Origin of the sequence: Pseudomonas sp. TWR2-1-1 (assembly GCF_049897045.1) — a bacterium.
In the GTDB taxonomy this organism is placed as follows: Bacteria; Pseudomonadota; Gammaproteobacteria; order Pseudomonadales; family Pseudomonadaceae; genus Aquipseudomonas; species Aquipseudomonas versuta.
In genome coordinates this window covers 958,438-984,020 of the sequence record NZ_JAFCVM010000001.1, presented here as the reverse complement: position 1 = coordinate 984,020, position 25,583 = coordinate 958,438, and the positions used below count along the sequence as shown (strand labels likewise).

Here is a 25,583-nt window from a genome sequence, read left to right as displayed (position 1 = left end):
CGCTTAACCGAAGAAGCTCTGACCGTTTTTGGCCATCTCGCGCAGCTTCGCAGTCGGGTGGTACAGCGCGCCCAGTTCAGCGTACTGATCAGCCAGGGCCACGAACTGTGCAACACCGATCGAGTCGATGTAGCGCAATGCGCCGCCACGGAACAGCGGGAAGCCAATGCCGTATACCAGGCCCATATCGGCCTCGGCTGCGGTTTCAACGATGCCGTCTTCCAGGCAGCGCACGGTTTCCAGACACAGCGGGATCATCATCCAGTTGATGATGTCTTCGTCGGTCACTTCGCGTTGCTCGTAGACAATCGGCTTGAGCACTTCAAGCACGCTGGAATCAACGACTTTCTTCTGCTTGCCGCGCTTGTCTTCTTCGTAGGCGTAGAAGCCCTTGCCGTTCTTCTGACCCAGACGCTTGGCTTCGTACAGAGCGTCAATCGCCGAACGGCGATCGTCTTTCATACGATCCGGGAAGCCTTCAGCCATCACGTCACGGCCGTGGTGACCGGTATCGATACCGACCACGTCCATCAGGTAGGCAGGGCCCATCGGCCAGCCGAATTTTTCCATCACTTTGTCGATGCGCACAAAGTCGACACCGGCGCTGACCAGCTTGGCAAAACCGCCGAAGTACGGGAACAGTACGCGGTTGACCAAAAAGCCCGGGCAGTCGTTGACCACGATCGGGTTTTTGCCCATTTTCTTGGCGTAGGCAACGGTGGTTGCTACTGCCAGGTCGCTGGACTTCTCGCCACGGATCACTTCAACCAGCGGCATCATGTGCACCGGGTTGAAGAAGTGCATGCCGACAAAGTTCTCCGGACGCTTGAGGGCCTTGGCCAACAAACTGATGGAGATAGTCGAAGTGTTGGACGCCAGAATGGCATCTTCGCGCACGTGGTTTTCCACCTCGGCCAGAACTGCCTGCTTGACCTTAGGGTTCTCGACAACGGCTTCGACCACCAGGTCGACGTTGCCAAAATCACCGTAAGACAGAGTCGGGCGAATACCGTTGAGCACCTCAGCCATTTTCGCCGGGGTCATGCGACCTTTATCAACGCGACCGACCAGCAGCTTGGCGGCTTCTGCCAGACCTTGCTCGATGCCGTGTTCGTTGATGTCTTTCATCAGGATAGGCGTGCCTTTGGACGCCGACTGATAGGCAATACCGCCACCCATGATGCCCGCGCCGAGTACGGCAGCCTGCTTCACGTCTTTGGCGATCTTGTCGTAGGCCTTGGCTTTTTTCTTCAGTTCCTGATCGTTCAGGAACAGCCCGATCAGGCATTGCGAAGCCGATGTTTTTGCAAGCTTGGCAAAACCTGCCGCTTCAACTTCCAGCGCCTTGTCACGACCGAAGTTCGCGGCTTTCTGGATAGTTTTAATCGCTTCAACCGGGGCCGGATAGTTCGGACCCGCCTGGCCGGCCACGAAACCTTTGGCGGTTTCGAAAGCCATCATTTGTTCAATTGCGTTCAGCTTGAGTTTTTCAAGCTTTGGCTGGCGCTTGGCCTTGTAATCCAGCTCGCCACTGATGGCGCGCTTGATCAGGTCCAGTGCAGCCGTGCCCAGCTTGTCAGCGGTTACAACAGCATCAACGGCGCCGACTTTCAGGGCGTCTTCGGCGCGGTTTTCTTTACCGGAGGCAATCCATTCAACAGCGTTATCAACACCGATCAGACGTGGCAAACGGACGGTGCCGCCGAAACCGGGATAGATGCCCAGTTTGACTTCCGGCAGGCCGATTTTGGCGCTGTCGGCCATGACGCGGAAATCCGCTGCCAGGCACATTTCCAGACCGCCGCCCAACGCGATGCCATTGATGGCCGCAACGGTAGGCACGTCGAGGTCTTCGAAAGCACTGAAGATTTTGTTGGCTTCGAGGTTACCCGCGATCAGCTCGGCATCCGGCAACTTGAAATTTTCGACGAATTCGGTGATGTCTGCGCCGACGATAAACACGTCTTTGCCGCTGGAAACAATGACACCCTTGACCGAAGCATCTGCCTTGATCGCATCCACTGCCTGACGCAATTCGTTCAGGGTTAGACGGTTGAACTTGTTGACGGACTCACCCTTGAGATCGAACTTGAGTTCGACGATGCCACTTTCAAGAGCCGTAACCGTGATGGCTTTACCTTCGTAAATCATCAACTGATCTCCACGATATGGAAGCTGAACAGTACACGTCGGACGCTAGCGTCTGGCTGTCATTGACCTTTGCGTCAATGCTGATGCCAATCCGCCAGGCACACCCGCCAACGCGATAGTCGGGGTTCTGTGAGCGTCGTCCAAGAAGACAAACGCTCAATTCATACGCCCGTTTGATTTGGGTGTCGACACCTTCACGGAAAAGCCAACAATTGTCAATTGTCCAAAACAATGATGACAAAACGGCCCTGCAGGAGCGGGCTTTCCCCGCGATTGCATCACCGCGATGTTTCAAGCAAAACGCGGTGCCTGCATCGCGAGGCAAGCTCGCTCCTACAAGAGCTAGGCCAGCGCCTTGAGCACTTCATCAATGCTCTTCAGCACCTCAGCCTCGCCCCTTTCGCCCCACACCAGCACGATCATTTGCGCATCGGCCTCAACCTTGTAGACGTTGGCCGGCAGTTTTTTAAACTGCGTCAGCAAACGCTCATCCACGCATTCTTCCTGCCACCGATTGAGCCATTTTCCCGGCGCGGATTGCCAATAGCACCACACATCAGGCTTAGTACTGCGTCGCGGGCGGTGGTATTGCGCACACGAGGTGGGCGGTTCCGGCTCAAGCCAATGCGGCCACTCCTGGGGGGCCAGTTGCATGGCCAGGCCCATGCGCCGAGCCTCCATGCGCAAGCCCATCCGGCCACTCTGGCTACGCGAAGGCCGCAACCATGCCAGGGGGCTCAGAACCAGCGCCAGGATTGACACCACTATCCATACCGTCATATCTGTACTCTCATTACCTGAATAAACGAGTTGACCCGTACTTGAACCAAGGCTCTACAAAAGGGCCATACTCATAACAGTTCACCATTTACAGGAGCGCCACACATGTCCACGCCAAAGCCCTACTCACACATCCTGGTTGCCGTCGATCTGACCGAAGAGTGCGACCCTGTGATCTATCGCGCCAGCGCGAGCGCCGAGGCCAACGGAGCCAAACTGTCACTGATCCACATCGTTGAGCCGATGGCCATGGCATTTGGCGGCGATGTTCCAATGGACCTGTCGCAACTGCAACAACAGCAGTTTGATCAAGCCAAGGAACGACTTGATCGCCTGATCGACATTTACCCGCAACTGTCCAAAGACAACTGCAAGCTCGCCTACGGCCAGCCGCGCCAGGAAATCCACGGCTTCGCCAAAGAGCATGACTGTGATTTGATCGTGGTCGGCAGCCATGGCCGTCACGGCCTGGCCCTGTTGTTGGGCTCCACTGCCAACGACGTGCTGCATGGCGCTCCGTGCGACGTACTGGCAGTCAGCCTGAAAAAACCCGAGTAAGCCAACAGCAAAAAAGCCCGGCCCCTTTGTAAAAAGGGCCGGGCTTTTTCAGTTCAGCAGGTGCTCAATCAGGCATCCAGCTCAGCCCAGCGCTCAACCAGTTGCTCCAGTTCGGCCTGCAACTTCTCAAGCCTGGCGATCACTTCAGCCGTTTTAGCGGCTGGCAGCTGATAGAAGCCCGCATCAGCCATTTCGGCTTCAACGGCGGCAATGGCCTGCTCTTTCGCATCAATATCGCCTGGCAACGCTTCCAGCTCGCGCTGCAGCTTGTAGCTCAGCTTCTTTTTCGCTGCCGGTGCAGGCGCCGCGGCGGCCGCAGCCGGCTCAGCGGTGACCACTGCCGAGGCCAAGTCAGCCTTGCCCGATTTGCTCTCGGTAACGCCCAGCAGGCGCGGCGAACCGCCCTGACGCAGCCAGTCCTGATAGCCACCGACGTATTCACGTACCTTGCCTTCACCCTGGAAAACCAGAGTGCTGGTGACTACGTTGTCGAGGAATGCCCGGTCGTGACTGACCATTAGCACGGTGCCTTTGAAGGTCAGCAATACCTCTTCAAGCAGCTCCAGGGTTTCAACGTCCAGGTCGTTGGTCGGCTCATCGAGCACCAGCAAGTTAGCCGGCTTGCTGAACAGCTTGGCCAGCAACAGACGTGCACGCTCACCACCTGACAGCGCCTTGACCGGCGTGCGGGCACGCTGAGGGCTGAACAGGAAGTCTCCCAGATAGCTGAGAACGTGGCGGCTCTGACCGTCGATGTCGATAAAGTCGCGGCCTTCGGCCACGTTATCGATCACGGTTTTTTCCAGGTCCAGTTGGTGACGCAGTTGGTCGAAGTACGCCACGTCAATGCGCGTGCCCTCTTCAACCGTACCCTCGGTAGGCACCAGACCGCCCAGCATCAGCTTCAGCAGCGTGGTTTTACCGGTACCGTTGGCACCCAGCAGACCGATACGGTCGCCGCGTTGCAGCACCATCGAGAAGTCCTTGAGCAGGAACGGACCGCCCGGGTGAGCAAAGCTGACGTTTTCCAGCACCATCACTTGCTTGCCGGACTTGTCTGCCGTATCCAGCTGGATGTTGGCTTTGCCGGTACGCTCGCGACGCTCGCTGCGCTCTACGCGCAACTCTTTGAGGGCACGAACACGGCCTTCGTTACGGGTGCGGCGTGCCTTGATGCCCTGGCGAATCCACACTTCTTCCTGGGCCAGACGCTTGTCGAACAGGGCGTTAGCCGTTTCTTCCGCGGCCAGGGTGGCTTCTTTGTGCACCAGGAAGCTGGCGTAGTCACCGTTCCAGTCGATCAGGCCGCCACGGTCCAGTTCCAGAATCCGGGTGGCCAGATTTTGCAGGAAAGAACGGTCGTGCGTGATAAACAGAACAGCGCCCTGGAAGCCCATCAAGGCCTCTTCGAGCCAGGCAATGGCGCCGATGTCCAGGTGGTTGGTCGGTTCGTCGAGCAGCAGCAGGTCCGGTTCGGAAACCAGAGCCTGTGCCAGCAGGACGCGACGACGCCAGCCGCCGGACAACTCGGCCAGGGTTTTGTCAGCCGGCAGCTGCAGACGGCTCAGGGTGCTGTCTACCAATTGCTGCAAGCGCCAGCCATCACGGGCTTCGAGGTCTTGCTGGACGTGCATCAGCTTGTCCAGGTCAGCATCGGTAACGATGTTCTGGCTCAGGTGGTGATACTGCGCGAGCAGCTCACCTACACCGTCCAGACCTTCGGCAACCACGTCGAACACGGTCCGTTCGTCGGCCGCAGGCAACTCTTGCGGCAATTCGCCAATCTTGAGGCCGGGCGCGCGCCAAACAGAGCCGTCATCGGGTTTTTGATCACCTTTTACCAGCTTCATCATGCTGGACTTTCCGGTGCCGTTGCGGCCGATGATGCACACCCGCTCTCCACGGGCGATCTGCCAGGACACCTTGTCCAACAACGGCATAGAGCCGAAAGCAAGGGACACATCGCTGAATTTGAGCAGGGTCATGAGCTTCTCCAAAAACTGGGCGCGCATTCTACCTGATTTGCGCCCTTGGGCGGCCGGGTATTTCATCTACGCCCCCGTCTTCCCTTCATTTAGTGCCAAGTAGCACCGGTTGGCTGGCAAGGCTTTCACGGGGCGCTGGCAAAAGGCTAAGCTACGGCACAATCAGCGCGGGTTGCCCTGCGCTTGTCGAGTTATTCATTTGTACGGAAGCCTCATGCGCAGTCGTCTTTTCAACTTTTTATCCTGCCTGCTTCTCACTACCTGTGCCGTGCAAGCCGCCCACGCTGCAGACCTTACTCAACAACGCCAGCTGTACGACGATGCCAAGCGCGCGCTGGCCAAGGGCGATTCCGGCCCTTACTTCCAAAATGCCGCTGCGCTGCGTACTTATCCGCTGACCCCTTACCTGGCCTATGACGAGCTGACCGCACGTCTGAAGTCCGCCAGCAACCCTGAAATCGAGCAGTTTCTGGCCGAGCACGGCGACCTGCCCCAGGCCAACTGGATGAAACTACGCTGGTTGCGCTGGCTGGCCGAGCGTGGCGACTGGGCGACTTTTGCAAAGTATTACGACCCCAAGCTCAACTTCACCGAACTCGACTGCCTCAATGGCCAGTATCAGCTCAACCACAACCTCAAGGCCGAAGGCTATGCCAGCGCTGAAAAACTGTGGATGGTCGGCAAGGCTCAGCCCGCAGCCTGTGACGCGCTGTTCAGCCAGTGGGCCGCCGAAGGACAGTTGACCGAGCAAAAACGCTGGCAGCGGGTCAAGCTGGCAGCAGAAGCCCGCAACTATGGTCTGGCCACCAGCCTGACCAACGGCCTCAACACCTTGGGCCCACAAGCCAAGCTGATGATTGATGTGGCCCAGAAGCCCGACATGCTCAGCCAGCCATCACGCTTCTCCCCGGCCAGCGAGGCCATGTCTGACGCCGTGGGCCTTGGCCTGCGCCGCCTGGCACGCCAGGACCCGGAAAAAGCCGCCTCCCTGCTCGACACCTATGCCACCAACATGCATTTTTCGCGTGACGAAAAAGTCGCCATTGCCCGGGAAATCGGCCTGACGTTTGCCCGTCGCTACGACAGTCGCGGCCTGGACATCATGACCAAATACGACCCGGAACTACGGGACAACACGGTCACGGAGTGGCGCTTGCGCCTGCTGTTGCGCCTGGCACGCTGGGAAGACGCCTACCAGCTGACCACAAAACTGCCCCAAGACCTGGCAACCACCAGCCGCTGGCGTTACTGGCAAGCCCGCAGCCTGGAGCTGGCCGAGCCGAAAAACCCGCAATCGCTGGTGCTGTTCAAGAAAGTCGCCAACGAACGGGACTTCTATGGCTTTCTGGCCGCCGACCGGGCTCAGACCCCATATCAACTCAATAACAAGCCGCTGATGCTCAGCCCGCAACTGATCAGCAAGGTGCGCAACACCCCTGGGGTGCAGCGCGCCCTGGAGTTCCATGATCGCGGACAGATCGTCGACGGACGACGGGAGTGGTACTACGTCAGCCGCTTGTTCAGCCGCGACGAAATGGTCGCTCAAGCCAAACTGGCCTACGACCTGAAATGGTATTTCCCGGCCATCCGCACCATGGCGCAAGCGCAGTATTGGGACGACCTGGATGTCCGCTTCCCGATGGCACACCGCGACACGCTGGTGCGCGAGGCCAAGGTTCGCGGATTGCATTCGAGCTGGGTATTCGCCATTACCCGCCAGGAAAGCGCGTTTATGGATGACGCCCGCTCAGGCGTTGGCGCCAGCGGCCTGATGCAGTTGATGCCGGCCACCGCCAAAGAAACCGCACGCAAATTCAGCATCCCGCTGGCCTCACCGCAGCAAGTGCTGAACCCGGATACGAATATCCAGCTGGGTGCTGCCTACCTGAGTCAGGTACACGGCCAGTTCAACGGTAACCGGGTACTGGCTTCTGCAGCCTACAACGCAGGCCCCGGTCGTGTTCGCCAATGGCTCAAAGGTGCAAACCACCTGGGCTTTGACGTGTGGATCGAAAGCATCCCGTTCGACGAAACACGCCAGTACGTGCAGAACGTTCTGTCATATTCGGTGATCTACGGCCAAAAACTGAACGTACCGCAGCCGCTGGTGGACTGGCACGAACGTTATTTTGACGACCAGTAAACACACCCATTTCCTGTAGGAGCGAGCTTGCTCGCGAGCTGTTAAAAGCTCGCTCCTACAGGTTCAGGGTTTACTCCAGAATCGTCACCGGCATGCCCACTTCCAGCACACCCTCACCCTCGTTCACCAGGTTCTGGCCGAACATCGTCCCTTCTGCTTGCTTGCGATAGGTCATCAGGGTGGCCAGTGGCTCGCGCTGTTCATCACGCACACCGGTGTGCGGATCCACTGTGGTCAGGATGCAACGCGAGCAGGACTTGACCACTCGCAACTCGGTATCACCAATACGGATGCGCTTCCAGCCATCTTCGGCAAAGGCTTCGCTGCCCTCAACCACCAGGTTTGGCCGAAAGCGCAGCATGTCCAGTTCACGCCCGACTTTGCCAGACAGATCGTCCAGCGACGCCTGACCAATCAGCAATAACGGGTAGCCATCGGCAAACGCCACTTTGTCGTCATCACGGCCATAGCCCGCTTCAGTGGTACGCGCACGCTCCAGCGGAACATGCACCAGCCGTACCGGCTTGTCGACAAAACGGCTCAACCAATGAGCGGCGGCATCGCCCGCATCCGGTACGCGCAGTGTGTCGCGCCAGATGGTGACACCCCGCAGATTGGACTCGGCATCCGGCACCTTCACGTCCAGCGGGTCAAAGCCCTGGGCGCTCAGGGTCAAACCGCCGGTGGCGTTCCACAGTGCTGAAAGCTGGCTCATTTGAGGGTCCGCACGCTGCGTCAGGAACCTGCCGCTCGCTTCATCCACCAGCATCCAGCGTCGATCACCCACCAGGCCCAGCTTGTCCAGACCGGCCCGGGACAAGCTTTCACCTTTGGCGGATTTCAGCGGAAAACGATAAAGCGCACTTAGACGCAACATGGGCCTGCCTCGAAGGAGTGAAAAGGCCACAGTATACGAATAAAAAAACCTTGCTTGCCCGCAGTTAAGCCGGCACTTGATCCAGCATCAAACGCTGGCGAACGACGTCCACCAGCTTGTCCGGCTGAAATTTGGAAAGGAAATTGTCGCAGCCGACCTTCTTCACCATCGACTCGTTGAAGCTGCCCGACAACGAGGTATGCAACACCACGTAAAGGCTGCGCAAGCGCGGGTCGTTACGAATCTCGGTGGTCAGGCGATAACCGTCCATTTCCGGCATTTCGGCATCGGTAAAAATCATCAGTAACTTGTCAGTCATGACCTGGCCTGTGTCCGCCCACGCCTTGAGCATATTCAGGGCCTTGAGACCGTCACTGGCCACATGCATTTTGACCCCCAGCTGCGACAGCGTTTCACGCAACTGGGACACCGCCACGCTCGAGTCGTCCACCAGCAGGACTTCACGACCACGGGCCTGTTCGAGCAGCGGATCCTCAAGCTTTTCGCGCGAGACTTTGGCGCTGTACGGCACGATTTCGGCCAGGACTTTTTCCACGTCGATGATCTCGACCAGCTGTTCATCGACTTTACTGATCGCGGTCAGGTAATGCTGGCGCCCGGCACTGCCCGGCGGCGGCAAAATAGCCTCCCAGTTCATGTTGACGATGCGATCCACGCTGCCCACCAGAAACGCCTGGATCGAACGGTTGTACTCGGTGACGATAATCGTACTGTCGGGCCCCGGCACCACAGGCCGCATGCCAATCGCCTGTGACAGATCGATCACCGGCAGGGTTTTGCCGCGCAGGTTAACCACTCCGCATACGTGACGGTGACGGTGCGGCATCAGGGTCAACTTGGGCAGTTGCAGGACTTCTTGCACCTTGAACACGTTGATCGCGAACAGTTGCCGACCCGCCAGACGAAACATGAGAAGTTCCAGCCGGTTTTCACCCACTAGCTGGGTTCGCTGATCTACCGTGTCGAGAATGCCGGCCATAAATAACTCCTGGGCGTAAGGGCTTAATGCCTGGAGTTATCGGCCGGCCGGGGTGATTCTTTATTGCTCGAAGCTGCTGCTGTCATCCTTCCAGGAGTCGGGGCGAGTGGCTTTGCGTCGAAGAGCTGAGCAGTGGAGAGTTTTCTGGCAAATGGACCCGCAACGCGCCCTTGCGAACTTCGAAGCGCATGGCATCACCCTCCAGTGGCTCGCCATCAAGATTCATTGAAAGACCCTCGGCCGCCTTGATCTCAATCCACGGCAAACGGGCCCGGACAAACAGGTTATCCAGGCTCCAGCCACCGGCCATCAACTCTTTGAGGGTGCCAACCACTTCCTGGGGCGCAGGCAAAATGCTGATGTCCAGCAAACCGTCATCGACCAGAGCCTGCGGGCACAGCTCTTGCCCGCCACCGGCCTGACGACCGTTACCAATCCCCAGCGCCAGCAAATTACCCTTCCAGTGAAAGTCCGGCCCTTGCAGCTCTGCATAAGCGGCGTGCAACTCACTGAAACGCGTAAGCCCGGTAAACAGATAGGCCGCACCGCCCAGCACCTTTTTCAAGTCTTCCGATGTATTGGCCGTGACCTGGCTGCCAAAACCACCCGTGGCCATGTTCAAGAACATCTGCCCGCCCACTTCCCCCAGATCAATGGCGCGTGCTGGCACGTCCAGCAAGGCCATGGCTTGATCGGGCTCCAGCGGGACACCGGCGGCCCGGGCAAAGTCATTGGCCGTGCCCAGCGGCAACAGCACCAGGCCGGCTTCGGTATCGGCCAACGCCAGAGCCTCGCAAATATCGCGCAAGGTGCCATCGCCACCGCCCGCAATGATCTGGCTATAGCCCGCCTCCAGCGCCTCGCGCACAAGCCGCTGGGCATCCCCGGCCTCCCATGTGAGGCGTACTGTCAGTTCCCAGCCCATGGCACGCCGTTGCTCCACCGCAGCCCGTACGTCTTCGTTGAGCGCTTGCTTACCGTGCAAAATCAAAAATGCCTTACCTGCACTCATCTCTATATCCCTCGACAAAAGCGGTCTGGTTTTTTGGACAGCAGCCAAACCAAAAAAGCCCATACGTCCACGACTTATTTGCCTGATAGCGCCCCTGTTGTCGTCAATCGGTCGATCAATCGCGCAGAACCGGTCAAACTCCACCGCCCCAAAGCAGCCCATTGACGCCAGAGGCTTTCTGAATGAGCACACTCATTCCCTGCATCATCGCCGGAGGCGCTGGCACCCGGCTTTGGCCAGTGTCACGTGAGTCCATGCCCAAGCCTTTCATGTGCCTGCCCGACGGCGATAGCCTGCTGCAAAAAACCTTCCAGCGTGCAGTCGGCCTGGCAAACGTAAACCGCTTGCTGACGGTGACCAGTCGCGAGGTATTTTTCCGCACCCTTGATGACTATCGCCCGCTCAACGATGGCGGCGTAGCGCTGGACTTCATCCTTGAACCGGCAGGACGCAACACCGCACCCGCCATTGCCGCCGCCGCTTTGCACGTGGCCCGACGCTACGGTGAGGATGCGCAACTGCTGGTGCTGCCGGCCGATCACCTGATCACCGACATGACGGCCTTTGCCGCTGCCGTCGACAGCGCACGGCGATTGGCCGACCAGGGCTGGCTGGTGACGTTCGGCATCCGGCCGACCAGGGCTGAAACCGGTTTTGGCTACATAGAGAAAGGCCCGGCGCTGAACAGCGACGGATTCCAGGTAGCGCAATTTGTTGAGAAGCCCGATGCCATAACGGCCCAACACTATCTGGACGCTGGCCGGCACCTGTGGAACAGCGGCATGTTTTGCATGCGGGTCGACAGCATCCTGCGTGAACTCAAAGAGCACGCACCACGGGTACTGGAGGCCGTTTCTGACTGCCTTGAACACAGCCAGGTGTTTCAGGGTAAACAGGAACTTCACCTTGAGCTGGACAGCCGGACCTTCGCTCTGGCGCCCGATATTTCCATCGACTACGGGCTGATGGAGCATTGCAAGAAAGTGGCCGTGGTTCCCTGTCAATTGGGCTGGAGCGATATTGGCTCATGGCAGGCGGTGCGCGAACTGAGCCCGGCAGATGCCAACGGCAACCAGTGCAATGGTGAAAACGTGCTGCACGATGTGCATAACTGCTACATCAACGCCCCCAAACGTCTGGTCGGCGGGGTCGGGCTCAATGACCTGATCATCATTGACACCCCCGATGCGCTGCTGGTCGCCGATGCCAAGCGTAGCCAGGATGTTAAATACATCGCCCAGGCGCTCAAGCTGAAGGGCCACGATGCCTATCGCCTGCACCGTACAGTCACAAGGCCGTGGGGCACTTATACGGTGCTCGAAGAGGGGCCGGGGCTCAAAATCAAACGTATCGTGGTCAAGCCCCAAGGCGCGCTGTCCTTGCAAATGCACCGCCAGCGCAGCGAGCACTGGATTGTGGTGAGCGGCATCGCGCAGGTGACCAATGGCGACCGCCAGTTTGAGCTCAACACCAACGAATCGACCTTTATCAAACCTGGCAGGGCTCACCGCCTGGTCAATCCCGGGTCGGTTGATCTGGTAATGATCGAGGTGCAAAGCGGCGAGTATGTGGGGGAAGACGACATCGTGCGCTTGAGCGATATTTATGGCCGAGTACCTGTGGGGCGGTAGCTGCTCTTACTGACAAGCCACACGGGCTCTGCAACATCCAACACATAACCCTGTAGGAGCGAGCTTGCTCGCGAGCCTGTCAAGAATGCCGAGCTCACTCACTAATCAATATGGGCTCGGCAAAAAGCTCGCTCCTGCAGGTCTTCGGGGATTTAACCCAGCACTTCGCTTAAGGGGATAAAGCCTGCCAGGTCACCTTCAACCAAGGTCCGCCCTTCGAGCACTTCCACCAGCCCTTCGGCCCATGCAGCACTGCGCAACACCCCCGAACTCTGGTTTTTGTAGATCACCGCCCGCCCCTGCTCCAACCGGCCACGCAGGTACTCGCGGCGATTACCCGGCTTGGGCCAGACGAACCCGGCCGGCACCTGAAACTTTAACGGCTCGACGGCTTGCACGCCCTGGCGGCGCAATATGTAAGGCCGGGCCAGCAGTGCAAAGGTCACCAGGGTCGACGCCGGATTGCCCGGCAGGCCAATCACCGGTACACCCCGAAAATGCCCGCAGGTCAGAGGCTTCCCCGGCTTGATTGCCAGCTTCCACAAGGCCAGTTCACCCTCTTCGCGCAACGCAATACCCAGGAAGTCAGCCTCGCCAACGGAGACGCCACCGGTGGACAGAATCAGGTCCACCGCGCCCAGCTCTGCCAGGCGCTGACGGGTTGCCGGCAAGTCATCGGGCAAGATCCCCGCATCGACCACCTCACACCCCAGGCGTGTCAGCCAGCTGCACAGCAATACGCGGTTGCTGTTGTAGATTTGCCCCGGCCCCAATGCCTGGCCCGGCTCGATCAGTTCATCGCCGGTGGATAACACCGCAACCCTGACCCGCCTGATCACGGGCAACGCGGCGCAGCCTAAAGACGCCGCCAGCCCCTGTTCGATCGGGCCCAAACGGGTGCCCGCGGCAAGCACGGTCTCACCAACGGTGGTTTCCTGCCCTTGAGGGCGAATATTCTGACCCGCATGCAGAGCTTCAGTGAAAACTACCCGGCCATCAGCCTGCACCTGAGCGTTTTCCTGCATTTCGACGCAATCGGCGCCTGCGGGTACGGGGGCGCCGGTGAAGATTCGCGCACAGGTACCCGCCGCCAAAGGTTCGGGGGCCTGACCGGCAAAAATGCGCTGGCTGACTGGCAGCGGCATGCCTGACCAGTCGGCCAGGTTCAGCGCGTAACCGTCCATGGCGCTGTTGGGCCATGGCGGCAGATCGAGCGTCGATATCAGGTCCTGAGCCAGCACCCGGCCTTCGCAGGCCGCCAACGGCAGCGATTCAGTGTCGCGAATCGGAGCTGCTTCAGCCAACGCCAGCAATCGCGCCAGGGCGATCTCGACGGGCATCAACTCGCCGGTGCGACCCGGCTTATCCACGGGTTTCACAGGCCGGTGCCTGCTTTAAATGAGCAACGAAGTTACAAGGGCGGTGACGTGAGTCCAGCTGCTCGGCCAGAATTCCGTCCCAACCGGTGCGCACTGCGTTGGTCGAGCCCGGCAGGCAACACACCAGCGTGCCGTTGGCCAGCCCGGCCAGGGCCCGCGACTGCACGGTCGAGGTGCCGATATCGGCTACCGAGATCTGACGGAACAACTCACCAAATCCATCGACCTGTTTGTCCAGCAGACAGCTCACCGCTTCTGGTGTGCTGTCACGGGCAGTAAAACCGGTGCCCCCGGTAATCAGCACCACTTGCACGCTGTCGTCGGCAATCCAGGTCGCGACCTGGGCACGGATTTTATACAGGTCATCCTTGAGCAGCACCCGTGCTGCCAGTTGATGCCCGGCTTCGCTCAGGCGGTCGACAAAGACCTGCCCCGAAGTATCGGTTTCGAGAGTACGGGTATCACTGACAGTCAGAACAGCGATGTTCAGAGGTACGAAAGGTGCATCAACCTTGGCTTTCATAGACGAGGTCCAGTTGTAGGAGAAACAGCCCGGTGTTATATCACAGCCCTTCTTTTGCCTGGTTGCGTGGAGTCCATACATGAGCGAGTTCCAATGCTCCATCCTGTTGCTGGCAGGCGGGCGCGGCCAGCGCATGGGCGGGCAAGACAAAGGGTTGATCATGTGGCGGGGCCAGCCGCTGATCGCTCATGTCCAGCGCGTGGCGCGACCTCTGAGCGATGACTTGATCATTTCGTGCAATCGCAACCGCGAGCTATATGCCGGCTATGCAGACCAACTGGTCAGTGATGGCAACGATGATTTCGCCGGGCCTTTGGCAGGTATCCTGGCCGGTCTGGCTGTTGCCCGGCACTCGCACCTGCTGGTGTTGCCGTGCGATGCACCCAAGGTCGACCGCGACCTGCTCTGCGACCTGCTCAACGCCGCCGGCCAACACCCGCAGCAGCCGTTAATGGTGCGCCACGGCGAACACTGGGAGCCTTTGTTCTGCGTGATCCCGACGGCACTGACTGAGGCTTTCGAGCAGGCATGGCTCGCGGGTGAGCGCAGCCCGCGTAAAATCATGCTCCAGCTCAATGCCCGTGCCTGGCAATGCGCAGAGAATGACCCCCGGCTGAGCAATTTCAACACCCCTGACCTACTGGATTGACCGGGCATGCTGCACTTGTGCCCCTAGCCAGGGAACTTGCGGACGTTGTATACGTCTCAGGGACAGATAGATCTATAACAGCACTTTAATTTGTTGGAGAACCACAATGACTCATCGGACTCTCGCCGCTCTTATGCTCGCTGCTGGCATGGCCGCCCTTGCTGGCTGCGCTTCGCCAACAGTGATCACACTCAACGACGGTCGTGAAATCCAGGCAATCGACACGCCAAAGTACGATGAAGATTCAGGCTTCTACCAGTTCAAACAATTGGACGGTAAAGAAACCCGCATCAACAAAGACCAGATTCGTACCGTTAAAGAGTTGTAAGCCTCGCATCAAAACAAAACCCGCCTGGTGCGGGTTTTGTTGTTTGTGGAGCAGACCGATGGCGATTACCAGTCCAGATGTATCCGGCTTTCAAAGTAGCGCTCCTGCCCCGTCAACGGGTCAGCGAAGCGCAAGCTATGGGCCAGCAGCTTCAGCGGGTTGGCATAGTCATCAAGCGCATCCTTGATCACGTCGGGGTAGAACGGGTCATTGCAGATACCCGCCCCCAGAGCCGCCATGTGTACCCGTAGCTGGTGCTTCTTGCCCGTAACCGGATACAGCGCATACCGCCACAAATCAGCGTTTTTCTCACACACTTCGACCCGGGTTTCGGTATTGCTGGCACCGGGGCCTTCTTGCATGCGGAAAAACGGCTCGCCCGCAACCAGACGGCTTTTGTGCACAAGCGGCAGATCAAGGTCAGGTAAGGCTCGTGCAATGGCTTCGTAGCGTTTTTCGATCTTGCGCGTAGGAAATAACGACTGATACGCGGCACGACTCTCTGGATTGGCCGAGAACAACACCAGGCCAGCCGTATGCCGGTCGATGCGATGCAGCGGGACCAGATGCGGGTTATCCAGCGTGCGAATCAAGCGCCTGAGCAAGGTTTGCTCAACGTACTCACCCGCAGGCGTCACCGGCAGAAAATGCGGTTTGTCCGCCACCACCAAATGTTCATCGGCATAGAGAATGGTTTCCTGCACCGGGATTGGCGCCTCATTGGGCACTTCGCGAAAATAGTGAATGCGCAGGCCTTCCTTGTACCGCAACTGCGCACTGATCGGCGCGCCGTCAGCGTCCAGCACCCGGCCACGAGCGATGCGATCAAGCCATTGCTCGCGGCTGATGGCGCGAAAGTGCTCGCACAAGCAATCGAGCACCGTAATCCAGGCACCGGGAGGCAGGTACAAAGTGCTGGCTTGGTGCTCGGCGGCGTTGAAAGGCTGGGTCGACATAGATAACTCGGACGATAAATGCAGCCGGTGATTATCGCGCAGAGCACCTGCCCAGGGCTATTGGAGAAAATTTACCACTTGGGCTGCATCGAACGGCCAGTCCAGCTCTTCGCCGGTATCGACCCGACGCAGCACCGGAATGCGTAAACCGTAGGCCTCGAACATCGCCTCACTTTCAGCAATATCGACCAGCTCGACCAACAGTCCATGCTCGACCAAAGGCATTAACTCTGCCTCGGCCAATTCACACAAGTGGCAGCCCAGGGTGCCGAACAATTGACATTCGGGAGGCATAATTAATGACCTTGATTAAATAAGCGTCCATTTTAAGAGCCTTGCCCAGAGACGTCGAGGTGCCTGGAAGCGCCCTTGCATTCCCGCGCGAATCCCTGCGAGCAAGAAGAATACAATCGCCCCCCTTGCTTGCGACTACGCTGGACCTGTGCCGGCAAAGCACCCCGCGCTATCTGTGGACTGACAACAAAGCATGATGCACATCAGCGCCCGCACTTGCAGTTTGCTGGATGCTCGCGACTTTTTTACTCGAACTGACAAGGAAGACTTTCGTGTTCGCCAATTTGTTAATCATCCTTGCCTCCTCCCTGGTAGTGATCGCGCTGTTTCGGCGCCTGCAATTACCCCCGGTACTGGGCTATTTATGTGTCGGCCTGCTAGTTGGCCCGACGGCGCTGGACTGGGTCAATGACAGCCCGGACCTGCCTGACCTGGCAGAGTTGGGGGTGGTGTTTTTGCTGTTCTCGCTGGGCCTGGAGTTCTCTCTGCCCAAAATGCTCAAGCTGCGTCACGTGGTGTTTGGTCTGGGCAGCCTGCAAGTACTGCTGAGCACGGTCGTCCTCGGTGGTTTGTTGTATGCGTTCGGGATGAGCGCCAGCACCGCATTTTTGCTGGGCGCAGGCCTCTCTCTGTCATCCACGGCCATCGTGAGCAAGGAACTGACCAGCCTGGGCGAAATTTTCAGTCGCCACGGGCAAAACGCCATAGGCGTATTGCTGTTTCAAGACGTGGTCGCGGTGCTGTTGCTGACGTTGGTACCGGTGTTTGCCGGCAGCAGCGATCAGGCCTGGTATTGGGCATTGCCGGTCACCTTGGGTAAGACCGTTATTTTGTTTGTTGGCCTGCTGTTTGCCAGCCGCTTCGTGCTGCCGCGACTGTTTCATGAAGTGGCCGCCTCCCGATCGGCCGAGCTGTTCGTGCTGCTGGCACTGGTGATCGTATTACTGACCGCCTGGCTAACCCACCTGCTCGGTTTGTCGCCAGCACTGGGCGCCTTCCTGGCAGGCATGCTGCTGGGCGAAAGCCACTACCGGCACCAGATAGAAGCCGACATCCGGCCATTTCGCGACATCTTGCTGGGGTTGTTTTTCGTCAGTATCGGCATGCTGATCGATCTGCAATTGTTCGTTCACGACGGCTTGCTGATTCTGGGCCTGACCCTGGCCTTGATGCTGATCAAGGGCGCAGTCGTCGCAACCCTGGTCAAGCTGCGCAGCAGCGATGGCGAAACGGCCTGGCGCAGTGGCCTGGCGCTGGCCCAGGGCGGTGAATTCTGCTTCGCCCTGATGGCACAAATGCAACTCAACTCGCTGATCCCGCCCGATATTGCTGCCTATCTGCTGGCGGCCACTTTCTGTTCGATGCTGTTAACCCCCCTGCTGCTGCGGGCGGCACCTAAAATTGCCGCAGCCCTGCACCGCAAACCTAATGAAGAAGCCGAGCTGGAAGAAATCGCCGCACAAAGTGCCGAGTTGCATGGCCATGTGGTGATGTGCGGTTACGGTCGTGTTGGCCAGTCCATCGGGCGTTTTCTGCGCAGCGAGAACAAACACTTCGTGGCTCTTGACTACGATCCGGACCGGATTCAGGAGGCGGCCAAAGGAGACAGCAGCGTGCACTACGGCGATGCCCGCCGGGGTGATTTGCTACGCGCAATCGGCCTGGACCGGGCTCGCCTGCTGGTGATCGCGGTGGATAACACGGACGTGGCCATGAGCGTGCTCGAGGAGGCCCGGCTCATTACCCTCGAAGTGCCCATTCTGGTCAGAACCCGCGACGACAGTAAGCTCGCTGAGCTCAAGGCTGCGGGGGCGACAGAAGTGGTACCTGAACTGCTGGAGTCGAGTCTGATGCTCGCCTCCCATGCCCTGATCATGCTTGGGCTGTCAGAAAAAGCCGTACAGCGCCGGGTGGATGAAGTGCGGCACAACCGTTATCACTTGCTTGAAGGCTGCTTCGAAAGCACAGACCCACGGGAAGCTTCGGGTTTCCCCCGCGAAGATGAATAAATTGAGGTAAGGTTTTAAATCGCTCAGTGGGAAATCTCTGACATTTACGTTGGGCAATCCCACAAGGTGTCAGAGAAAAGCAGTGAACCTTCACCGAATGCCTACACTCGAACCATCAACAAGCCACTAACGGAGTTACTCATGGCCCGCATAAAAGCAAAGAATGCTCAAGAAATCCTGTTGGCCGATTTCCAGGCCTTGGTCAACGACACAGAAAGATTGCTGGAGCACTCTGCGACTCTGGCCGGCGATGGCGCTGAGGAAGTGCGCGCCAAAATCCAGGACAGCCTGCTCAAGGCCCGCGAATCCCTGGCTGATACCAAGGAATCGTTACAGGAGCGTGGCCAGGCTGCCGTAGTGGCCACCGAAGATTATGTCCAGTCCAACCCCTGGCAGTCCGTTGGCATCGCGGCGGGCGTAGGCTTTTTGATTGGCCTGCTGGCCACCCGGCGCTGATATGACAACTGAAGAATCCGGCTCCTCCCGTTCCACACCGCGGCGCCTGGGTGCCGCGGTTCTGGGCCTGTTGCATAGCCATGTCGAGTTGCTGGGCATCGAACTGCAAGAGCAGAAAGCGCGCACGGTCAGCCTGTTGTTATTTGCCGGGCTGGCACTGGTGTTCGGTCTGTTGCTGCTGATCGGGCTGTCGGCGCTGGTCTTGATATTGCTCTGGGACAGTTATCGCCTGAGCGGCATTATCGGGCTCTGTGTGTTTTATGCGCTGGCGGCGGTGTTCTGCGGCGTGCGCCTTAAAGCGGCCGTGTTCGATGAGTCTTCTCCTTTCAACGCCACGCTGGAAGAGCTGGCCAAAGACCGCGAGCGATTGATGCCATGAGCCATCCTGAAATGCCACAAAACGCCTCACGGCGCGAGATGCGCAAACTGTTGATCCGTCTGCGCATGGAAATGCACCGCCAGGAGATTCGTCATGAATCGCAACAGCTGCTGCAACCGCTGCAAAAAGTACGCGGCATGGCCAGCAACTGGCAAGAAAACCTGGGGATAAAGCACGGGTCGCTGTGGGCCGTGGGGCTTGTCAGCGTGCTCGGCTTTCTGACGGGCAGAAGTGCAAAAAGCAAAGGCAGTGATGGAACATCACGCTGGATCGGCTTGACCACAGGCTTGTTGCCTCTGATCAAGATGGTCATCCAGGCTGCCTCGCGCAAGCCTTGAGGGGCGCGGTGTCCTCGCAGGAGCGAGCTTGTTTCGCTCCTGCAACTGTATGGCCCCGGACATGCGTAGAACCATCTGCGGCTTGCGCCATCCTGTCTGAAGCGAGAAGCTGAGGCATCAGTCACTGACGGAGCACTGCGCCTTGGATTGGCAAACCCTGCTTAACCGCGAACGCCTCGGAAAACCTCACCACAGCCCCGAAGAACTCGGACGCAGCCCTTTTCACAAGGACCATGACCGGATTATCTTCTCGGGCGCATTCCGCCGCCTGGGCCGCAAAACCCAGGTCCACCCGGTCAATAGTAACGACCATATCCATACCCGGCTTACCCACTCCCTGGAAGTCAGTTGCGTGGGGCGCTCGCTGGGCATGCGCGTCGGTGAAACGATCCGCAGCGCCCTCCCCGAATGGTGCGACCCGGCCGATCTGGGCATGGTGGTACAGTCCGCCTGCCTGGCCCATGACATAGGCAACCCGCCTTTTGGGCACTCGGGTGAAGATGCCATCCGCAACTGGTTCCGGCAGGCCGCAGACCGGGGCTGGCTCGATGACATGAGTGACGCCGAGCGCAATGACTTCCTGAATTTTGAAGGCAATGCCCAAGGTTTCAGGGTGCTGACCCAGCTTGAATACCACCAGTTCGATGGTGGTACCCGCCTGACCTACGCCACTCTGGGCACCTTTCTCAAATACCCGTGGACCGCACGCCATGCGGACGCCTTGGGCTACAAGAAGCACAAGTTCGGCTGCTACCAAAGTGAACTGCATCTGCTCGAAAATATCGCCCACAAGCTCGGTTTGCCACAAATGGAGGACCAGCGCTGGGCACGGCACCCACTGGTCTATCTGATGGAAGCAGCCGATGACATTTGCTATGCCTTGATCGACCTTGAAGATGGCCTTGAGATGGATCTTCTGCAGTATGACGAAGTGGAATCACTGCTATTGGGTCTGGTGGGCGATGACTTGCCAGAAACCTATCGCCTGCTCGGCCCCAAAGACTCTCAACGGCGCAAGCTGGCGATCCTGCGTGGCAAGGCCATTGAGCACCTGACCAACGCAGCCGCACTGGCCTTTGTCGAGCAGCAGGAGCAACTGTTGGCAGGCACCCTGCCAGGTGATCTGGTGGAGCATATGCACGGTCCGGCCAAGCGCTGCGTACTGGATGCCAAAGACATGGCGCGCAAAAAGATCTTCCAGGACAAACGTAAAACCCTGCACGAAATCGGCGCCTACACCACACTCGAGATTCTGTTGAATGCCTTTTGTGGCGCGGCACTGGAACAGCATGGCGGCCGGACACCCTCTTTTAAAAGTCGTCGTATCCTCGATTTGTTGGGCAACAACGCTCCCGACCCGCAATGGCCGTTACATCGTGCGTTTATGCGGATCATCGACTTTATCGCGGGGATGACCGATAGCTATGCCACTGAGATGGCAAGAGAAATGACCGGTCGTTCAAGCCACATCTGACCAATGCCTGCCCTTGTAAAAAGGGCAGGCAAGCCGAGTTTGAGAGCCGCACAGTGCTTAATAAAACCTGTTTCGCTATCCATGTTTAAACACCTGAATCCACCTGCTTAAACATGAGCACACAGAATCTTCTCTGCTGTAGGATTATTTACTAAATACGAAAGAAAACACACGCCACACAAAATCTCACTTCTGCAAATAGTTTTATTCCATGAGCAAACCGCCACAACAGTTCAAGTAAATCGTGAGCCAGTGCCTTATTTAATGTAGGACTATTCCCATACTACCCTTGTAGACCTCTAGCTTCGTGCCCCCGCCCATATAACTGGGATAAGGTGCGCGCACTCTGTGCCGTACTTTATGGAAACTTATATGAACACCGTATTTATTGTTGACGACCATCCGGTGATCCGACTGGCCATTCGCATGCTCTTAGAGCATGAAGGTTATAAAATAGTCGGTGAAACCGATAATGGTGTAGATGCCATACAGATGATCCGCGACTGCATCCCGGACTTGATCGTTCTCGATATCAGCATTCCAAAACTCGATGGCCTTGAAGTGCTGGCGCGCTTTAACGCTATGAACAAAATCTTCAAGACCCTGGTATTTACGGCCCAGCCACCGGCCATTTTCGCCATGCGCTGCTTGCAATCAGGAGCCGCCGGGTATGTTTGCAAACAAGAAGACCTGAGTGAGCTTGTCAGTGCCATCAATGCTGTCGTATCCGGCTACAACTACTTTCCCAGCCAGGCATCGATTTCTGAAAAATATGAAAACGACAACTTGTCCGACATCGAACTGTTCAAACTGGTCAACGACCGGGAACTCATGGTCCTTAAGCTCTTCGCACAAGGAAAAACAAACAAGGAAATAGCCAGCGCCATGTTCATCAGCAACAAGACCGTGAGCACTTACAAAAAACGGCTCATGCAAAAACTCAACGCCAGCTCACTGGTCACCCTTATCGAACTGGCCAAACGCAACGCTTTAGTATGAAAAGACCAACTACCTGGCGGTTAAACAAGTTTCCATCGTTAATTGCGCTCCTGTGCACCTTACTGTTCACTACCCTGGCCCGGGCTGAAAACCTTTTACTGCTCAGCCGTTCGAGCACCTCCCCCATGGAAGTTGCGCTGGATAAACAACAACGCGACTGGCTCCAGCAAAAACGTGAATTGCAGGTCGGTATTTCAACCCCTGACTATCTGCCGTTCGACATGACCGCCAGCGCTCAGGATTACGAAGGTTTGACCGCCGACTATCTCGGTATTCTGGCCAACGCCCTTGACCTGCCAATCAAGATCCAGCGTTTCCATTCCAGGAACGCTGCCATCAAGGCACTTGAAGAAGGCAGGATCGACTTGCTTGGGACCTCTAATGGCTTCGAAGCAGCCAACCCCAAACTGCTGCTGTCCATTCCATATGCAATCGACAAACCGGTCCTGGTAACCCGTGAGGGGGATACTCGTGCGCTCTCCCCTGACCTTGCCGGCATGCGCCTGAGCATGGTGTACCACTACTTGCCTCTGAATGAGATCAAGGCCCTTTACCCCCAGGCCATCATCCATTCATACCCGTCCACCCAAAACGCCCTTAACTCGGTCGCCTTCAATCAGGCAGACGTGTTTATCGGTGACACGGTGTCGACGAATTACATGATCAACAAGGGCTACCTGAAGAACATAAAAATGGTCAGCTTCGGCAAGCAGCAAGCCCATGGCTTCAGCTTTGCCGTACGCCGCGACAACCCGCAGTTGCTCGATATTATCAATGCGACCCTGCGCGCTGTGCCCGCCAGTGAGCGGGACAGCATTACCAGGCGCTGGAGTGCCGGAAGCGATGTTTTACTGAGCGGCCAAAATCTCCATCTGACTGAGCGCGAAGAGCACTGGCTGAGCCAGCACCCGGTTGTCAACGTGGTGGTCAATGAAACGCTGGCACCGCTGACTTTTTTTGACACTGACGGGCATTTCAGAGGCATCACTGCTGACTTGCTGGAGGTCATTGCCCTGCGTACCGGGCTGCGTTTCAAGGTACAGCGTGCGCGCAGCATCGGGACCATGATCCAGATGATCAACAACAACGAAACCGACATTATCTCAGCCATTAGTCCGTCTATTTACCGTGATAACACGCTGAGTTTCAGTCGACCTTATCTTGAGAACTCATTTGTTTTGCTCACAGCAAAAGGCTCGGATAAAAACGCCAGCCTTGATCAACTGGCTGGCAAAAGACTGGCGCTGACCCAAGGGCACTCCCTGATCGACTACTTGCGCACAGAGCATCCGCATATAGACCTGGTCGAAACCGACGACATTTATAAAGCTACGGAACTCCTGGCCGAGGGCAAAGTACAAGGCGCGGTCAATTCGCTGGTCATCGCCAACTATCTGCTTGCTTCAAAAATGTTCCGCAACCGGTTGCAGATCAGCGCCTCACTGGGAACCCGACCCTCAACGTTTTCCCTGGCCACTGCTCGCAATGCAACAGAATTGAACGCCATCCTCAACAAGGCTCTGCTCAGTATTTCACCTGAAGAACTGGGCATTATTAACAGTCGCTGGGGAGGACATGTTCCGGCGTCAGACAGTTACTGGCGCAATTACCGCCGCCTGATTTACCAGATCATCATCGGCAGCAGCGTTTTACTGCTGCTGTCATTAATCTGGAACGCCTGCATGCGGCGGCAAATCCGGCAACGAAAAATAGCCGAGCGCGAACTCAATGATCAGTTCGAGTTCCTGCAGGTTCTGGTCAATGGCACCCCGCATCCAATTTATGTACGAGATCGGGATGGCGTGCTGCAAACATGCAATGACAGCTACCTGGAGGCCTTATCAACCAAACGCGAAGTGGTCATCGGTAAAACCCTGATGCAAACCGCCGGCCTTATAAGCAACCAGTACGAAGCCCAGGATTATCAGGCGGACTGCCTGCGAGTCATGCGAGAGGGAGCACCGCATATCGTCGACCGCACACTGCATATTGGCGACAAAACGCTCACCCTCTATCACTGGATTCTTCCCTTCCGCAATTCCTTGGGCAAAGTACAAGGCATCATCGGGGGCTGGATCGATATCAGCGAACGCCTTCAGCTTCTGGATGAACTGCGTAGCGCCAAAGAGCAGGCCGATGATGCCAACCGGGCGAAAAGTACATTCCTGGCAACCATGAGCCATGAGATCCGCACGCCGATGAATGCCGTCATCGGCATGCTTGAGCTGACCTTGAAGCGCGCTGACCAGGGGCATCTTGATCGGCCCTCGATCGAGGTTGCCTACACCTCGGCCAAAGACCTGCTGGAGTTGATCGGCGACATTCTCGATATCGCCCGCATCGAGTCCGGGCGGATGAGCCTGACCCCGGAGCGGGTCAATCTGCGCGACCTGGCCAACTCGGTAATCCGGGTGTTTGATGGTCTGGCGAGGCAGAAATCCCTGAACCTCTCACTGACGTTCAAACCTGAAGGCAGGGCGCCGGATGTAATGATCGATCCGCTGCGTTTCAAGCAAATCATGACCAATCTGATCAGCAACGCCATCAAGTTCACCGAGCGCGGGCAGGTGACTCTCGAACTCCACTTGCTGGCAAGCGATACCCCGCACCAGATTGAACTGCAGTTGAGCGTAAAGGACACCGGTATCGGTATCAGCCAGCGCGACCAGCAGCGCCTGTTCCAGCCGTTCTCTCAAGTGGAAAACAACGGCAAACAGGCGCTCAACGGTACAGGCCTCGGTCTGGTGATCTGTCGCAGCCTCTGCGAAATGATGGGCGGTACGCTCAACCTCAGTAGCCAGCCCGATGCAGGCACTCAGATTCAAATATCGCTCAAGCTACCCGCCCTGGAGCCGTGTCTGGCTGGCGTTGTGCCGGAACCGCAAATCAGCCCTTCAACTTATCAGTTGAATGTACTGGTGGTGGACGACCACCCGGCCAATCGTCTGTTGATGTGCCAGCAGCTGGGATTTTTAGGCCATCGGTTTAGCAGTGAGAACAATGGGGCAAACGGATTAAAAGCCTGGATAAAAGGATCATTCGATCTGGTCATCGCTGACTGCAACATGCCCGTTATGAACGGATATGAATTGACCCGGGCAATTCGTCAGTATGAGCAGGCAGCCCAGCGTGCGCCTTGCACGATACTGGGGTTCACGGCCAATGCTCAGCCTGAGGAGCGTCTGCGCTGCAAGCAGGCCGGAATGGATGACTGCGTGTTCAAACCCATCAACCTGAGCGTGCTGAGTCAACGCCTGAGCGCGATTGTGCCCAAGTCCACACCAGCCGAAGAGCTCGACATTGATAGCTTTTACTCACTGTCAGGTCGAGACAACTCACGCGTCAGAAAGCTGCTTGAAGAGCTGCAACGCAGCAACCGGGAGGATCTCAAAACATTGCTTGAACTGCACATGGACGATGGCCTGCAATCTTTTGTCCAGATCGCACACCGGATCAAAGGTGCAGCGCGAATTGTGGGAGCCAGCGAACTGATCAAACACTGTGAGGCACTGGAGCAGGCAACCCGCTCGACGCTAGAGCCCTGCCGCAATGCCGTGCAATACGCCATGGAGTCTCTGGAACAGGCGTTGAGCAATGAACTGGCCAAGCGCAACAAGGATGCCTGAGGAGTGATCTTCAATGGTCCTGATAAAAATGCAATC

Annotated in this window: 22 protein-coding genes; 12 read left to right on the top strand and 10 right to left on the bottom strand. The window is 57.6% G+C overall.

The window, feature by feature from the left end; translation table 11 throughout:
• Window positions 1-3 precede the first annotated feature (3 nt).
• Both fadB and ACP7BO_RS04725 read right to left on the bottom strand, forming a co-directional pair.
• Entirely contained in the window at window positions 4-2,151 is a 2,148-nt protein-coding gene (fadB, locus tag ACP7BO_RS04730; RefSeq protein ID WP_060691212.1) for a fatty acid oxidation complex subunit alpha FadB, read from the bottom strand.
• A gap of 342 nt (window positions 2,152-2,493) precedes the next feature.
• Window positions 2,494-2,931, bottom strand: a complete 438-nt coding sequence (locus ACP7BO_RS04725; RefSeq protein WP_060691211.1) for a hypothetical protein — start codon at window positions 2,929-2,931, stop codon at window positions 2,494-2,496.
• Window positions 2,932-3,036: 105 nt separating this feature from the next.
• Between ACP7BO_RS04725 and ACP7BO_RS04720 the strand changes: the two genes are divergently transcribed.
• Complete coding sequence (locus ACP7BO_RS04720; protein ID WP_426208841.1) at window positions 3,037-3,489, top strand: universal stress protein; 453 nt, start codon at window positions 3,037-3,039, stop codon at window positions 3,487-3,489.
• A 68-nt stretch (window positions 3,490-3,557) separates the two neighbouring features.
• On the opposite strand, the gene ACP7BO_RS04715 is transcribed toward ACP7BO_RS04720, so the two are convergent.
• Window positions 3,558-5,474, bottom strand: coding sequence for an ATP-binding cassette domain-containing protein (locus ACP7BO_RS04715; RefSeq protein ID WP_060696864.1), 1,917 nt, complete (start codon window positions 5,472-5,474; stop codon window positions 3,558-3,560).
• A gap of 214 nt (window positions 5,475-5,688) precedes the next feature.
• Between ACP7BO_RS04715 and ACP7BO_RS04710 the strand changes: the two genes are divergently transcribed.
• Window positions 5,689-7,617 carry a transglycosylase SLT domain-containing protein gene (locus ACP7BO_RS04710; protein WP_426208838.1) on the top strand — a complete coding sequence of 643 codons (1,929 nt, stop codon included), beginning with the start codon at window positions 5,689-5,691 and terminating at the stop codon, window positions 7,615-7,617.
• A gap of 70 nt (window positions 7,618-7,687) precedes the next feature.
• Here ACP7BO_RS04710 and ACP7BO_RS04705 read toward each other — a convergent pair whose 3' ends face one another.
• From ACP7BO_RS04705 to yegS, 3 genes are all read right to left on the bottom strand, one after another.
• On the bottom strand, window positions 7,688-8,494 hold the full coding sequence (locus tag ACP7BO_RS04705) for an MOSC domain-containing protein (RefSeq protein WP_426208836.1): 807 nt from the start codon (window positions 8,492-8,494) through the stop codon (window positions 7,688-7,690).
• 64 nt (window positions 8,495-8,558) lie between these two features.
• Window positions 8,559-9,494, bottom strand: a complete 936-nt coding sequence (locus ACP7BO_RS04700) for a chemotaxis protein CheV (RefSeq protein WP_397456076.1) — start codon at window positions 9,492-9,494, stop codon at window positions 8,559-8,561.
• A gap of 82 nt (window positions 9,495-9,576) precedes the next feature.
• Window positions 9,577-10,506, bottom strand: a complete 930-nt coding sequence (yegS, locus tag ACP7BO_RS04695; RefSeq protein WP_397456075.1) for a lipid kinase YegS — start codon at window positions 10,504-10,506, stop codon at window positions 9,577-9,579.
• A 182-nt stretch (window positions 10,507-10,688) separates the two neighbouring features.
• Between yegS and ACP7BO_RS04690 the strand changes: the two genes are divergently transcribed.
• A complete protein-coding gene (locus ACP7BO_RS04690; protein ID WP_426208833.1) occupies window positions 10,689-12,137 on the top strand; it encodes a mannose-1-phosphate guanylyltransferase/mannose-6-phosphate isomerase in 1,449 nt (482 codons plus the stop codon).
• A gap of 152 nt (window positions 12,138-12,289) precedes the next feature.
• Here the strand turns inward: ACP7BO_RS04690 and glp are convergent, their stop codons facing one another.
• Entirely contained in the window at window positions 12,290-13,516 is a 1,227-nt protein-coding gene (gene glp / locus ACP7BO_RS04685) for a gephyrin-like molybdotransferase Glp (RefSeq protein WP_426208831.1), read from the bottom strand.
• Window positions 13,500-14,039: a molybdenum cofactor biosynthesis protein B gene (gene moaB, locus ACP7BO_RS04680; RefSeq protein ID WP_397456072.1), complete on the bottom strand. Its 540-nt coding sequence runs from the start codon at window positions 14,037-14,039 to the stop codon at window positions 13,500-13,502. The genes glp and moaB overlap by 17 nt, the downstream gene beginning before the upstream one ends.
• A 79-nt stretch (window positions 14,040-14,118) precedes the next feature.
• On the opposite strand from moaB, the gene mobA reads away from it, so the two are divergent.
• Both mobA and ACP7BO_RS04670 read left to right on the top strand, forming a co-directional pair.
• Window positions 14,119-14,688, top strand: a complete 570-nt coding sequence (mobA, locus tag ACP7BO_RS04675; protein ID WP_426208830.1) for a molybdenum cofactor guanylyltransferase MobA — start codon at window positions 14,119-14,121, stop codon at window positions 14,686-14,688.
• A 106-nt stretch (window positions 14,689-14,794) separates the two neighbouring features.
• On the top strand, window positions 14,795-15,016 hold the full coding sequence (locus ACP7BO_RS04670) for a YgdI/YgdR family lipoprotein (RefSeq protein ID WP_003446602.1): 222 nt from the start codon (window positions 14,795-14,797) through the stop codon (window positions 15,014-15,016).
• A 65-nt stretch (window positions 15,017-15,081) separates the two neighbouring features.
• On the opposite strand, the gene ACP7BO_RS04665 is transcribed toward ACP7BO_RS04670, so the two are convergent.
• Window positions 15,082-15,972 carry a pseudouridine synthase gene (locus ACP7BO_RS04665; RefSeq protein WP_397456070.1) on the bottom strand — a complete coding sequence of 297 codons (891 nt, stop codon included), beginning with the start codon at window positions 15,970-15,972 and terminating at the stop codon, window positions 15,082-15,084.
• Between the two features lie 57 nt (window positions 15,973-16,029).
• Complete coding sequence (locus ACP7BO_RS04660) at window positions 16,030-16,266, bottom strand: glutaredoxin family protein (protein WP_397456069.1); 237 nt, start codon at window positions 16,264-16,266, stop codon at window positions 16,030-16,032.
• A 272-nt stretch (window positions 16,267-16,538) separates the two neighbouring features.
• Between ACP7BO_RS04660 and ACP7BO_RS04655 the strand changes: the two genes are divergently transcribed.
• From ACP7BO_RS04655 to ACP7BO_RS04625, 7 genes are all read left to right on the top strand, one after another.
• Complete coding sequence (locus ACP7BO_RS04655) at window positions 16,539-18,275, top strand: cation:proton antiporter (protein WP_426208827.1); 1,737 nt, start codon at window positions 16,539-16,541, stop codon at window positions 18,273-18,275.
• A 141-nt stretch (window positions 18,276-18,416) separates the two neighbouring features.
• Complete coding sequence (locus ACP7BO_RS04650; RefSeq protein ID WP_003446596.1) at window positions 18,417-18,731, top strand: DUF883 family protein; 315 nt, start codon at window positions 18,417-18,419, stop codon at window positions 18,729-18,731.
• A 1-nt stretch (window position 18,732) separates the two neighbouring features.
• Window positions 18,733-19,110 carry a phage holin family protein gene (locus ACP7BO_RS04645; RefSeq protein WP_060691199.1) on the top strand — a complete coding sequence of 126 codons (378 nt, stop codon included), beginning with the start codon at window positions 18,733-18,735 and terminating at the stop codon, window positions 19,108-19,110.
• Window positions 19,107-19,448, top strand: coding sequence for a hypothetical protein (locus ACP7BO_RS04640; RefSeq protein ID WP_060691198.1), 342 nt, complete (start codon window positions 19,107-19,109; stop codon window positions 19,446-19,448). The genes ACP7BO_RS04645 and ACP7BO_RS04640 overlap by 4 nt, the downstream gene beginning before the upstream one ends.
• A 142-nt stretch (window positions 19,449-19,590) precedes the next feature.
• Entirely contained in the window at window positions 19,591-20,922 is a 1,332-nt protein-coding gene (locus tag ACP7BO_RS04635) for a deoxyguanosinetriphosphate triphosphohydrolase (protein WP_397456067.1), read from the top strand.
• A 372-nt stretch (window positions 20,923-21,294) separates the two neighbouring features.
• Window positions 21,295-21,921 carry a response regulator transcription factor gene (locus ACP7BO_RS04630; protein WP_060691196.1) on the top strand — a complete coding sequence of 209 codons (627 nt, stop codon included), beginning with the start codon at window positions 21,295-21,297 and terminating at the stop codon, window positions 21,919-21,921.
• Entirely contained in the window at window positions 21,918-25,547 is a 3,630-nt protein-coding gene (locus tag ACP7BO_RS04625) for a transporter substrate-binding domain-containing protein (RefSeq protein WP_426208824.1), read from the top strand. Before ACP7BO_RS04630 ends, ACP7BO_RS04625 begins: the two co-directional genes overlap by 4 nt.
• The last annotated feature ends 36 nt before the right edge of the window (window positions 25,548-25,583 follow it).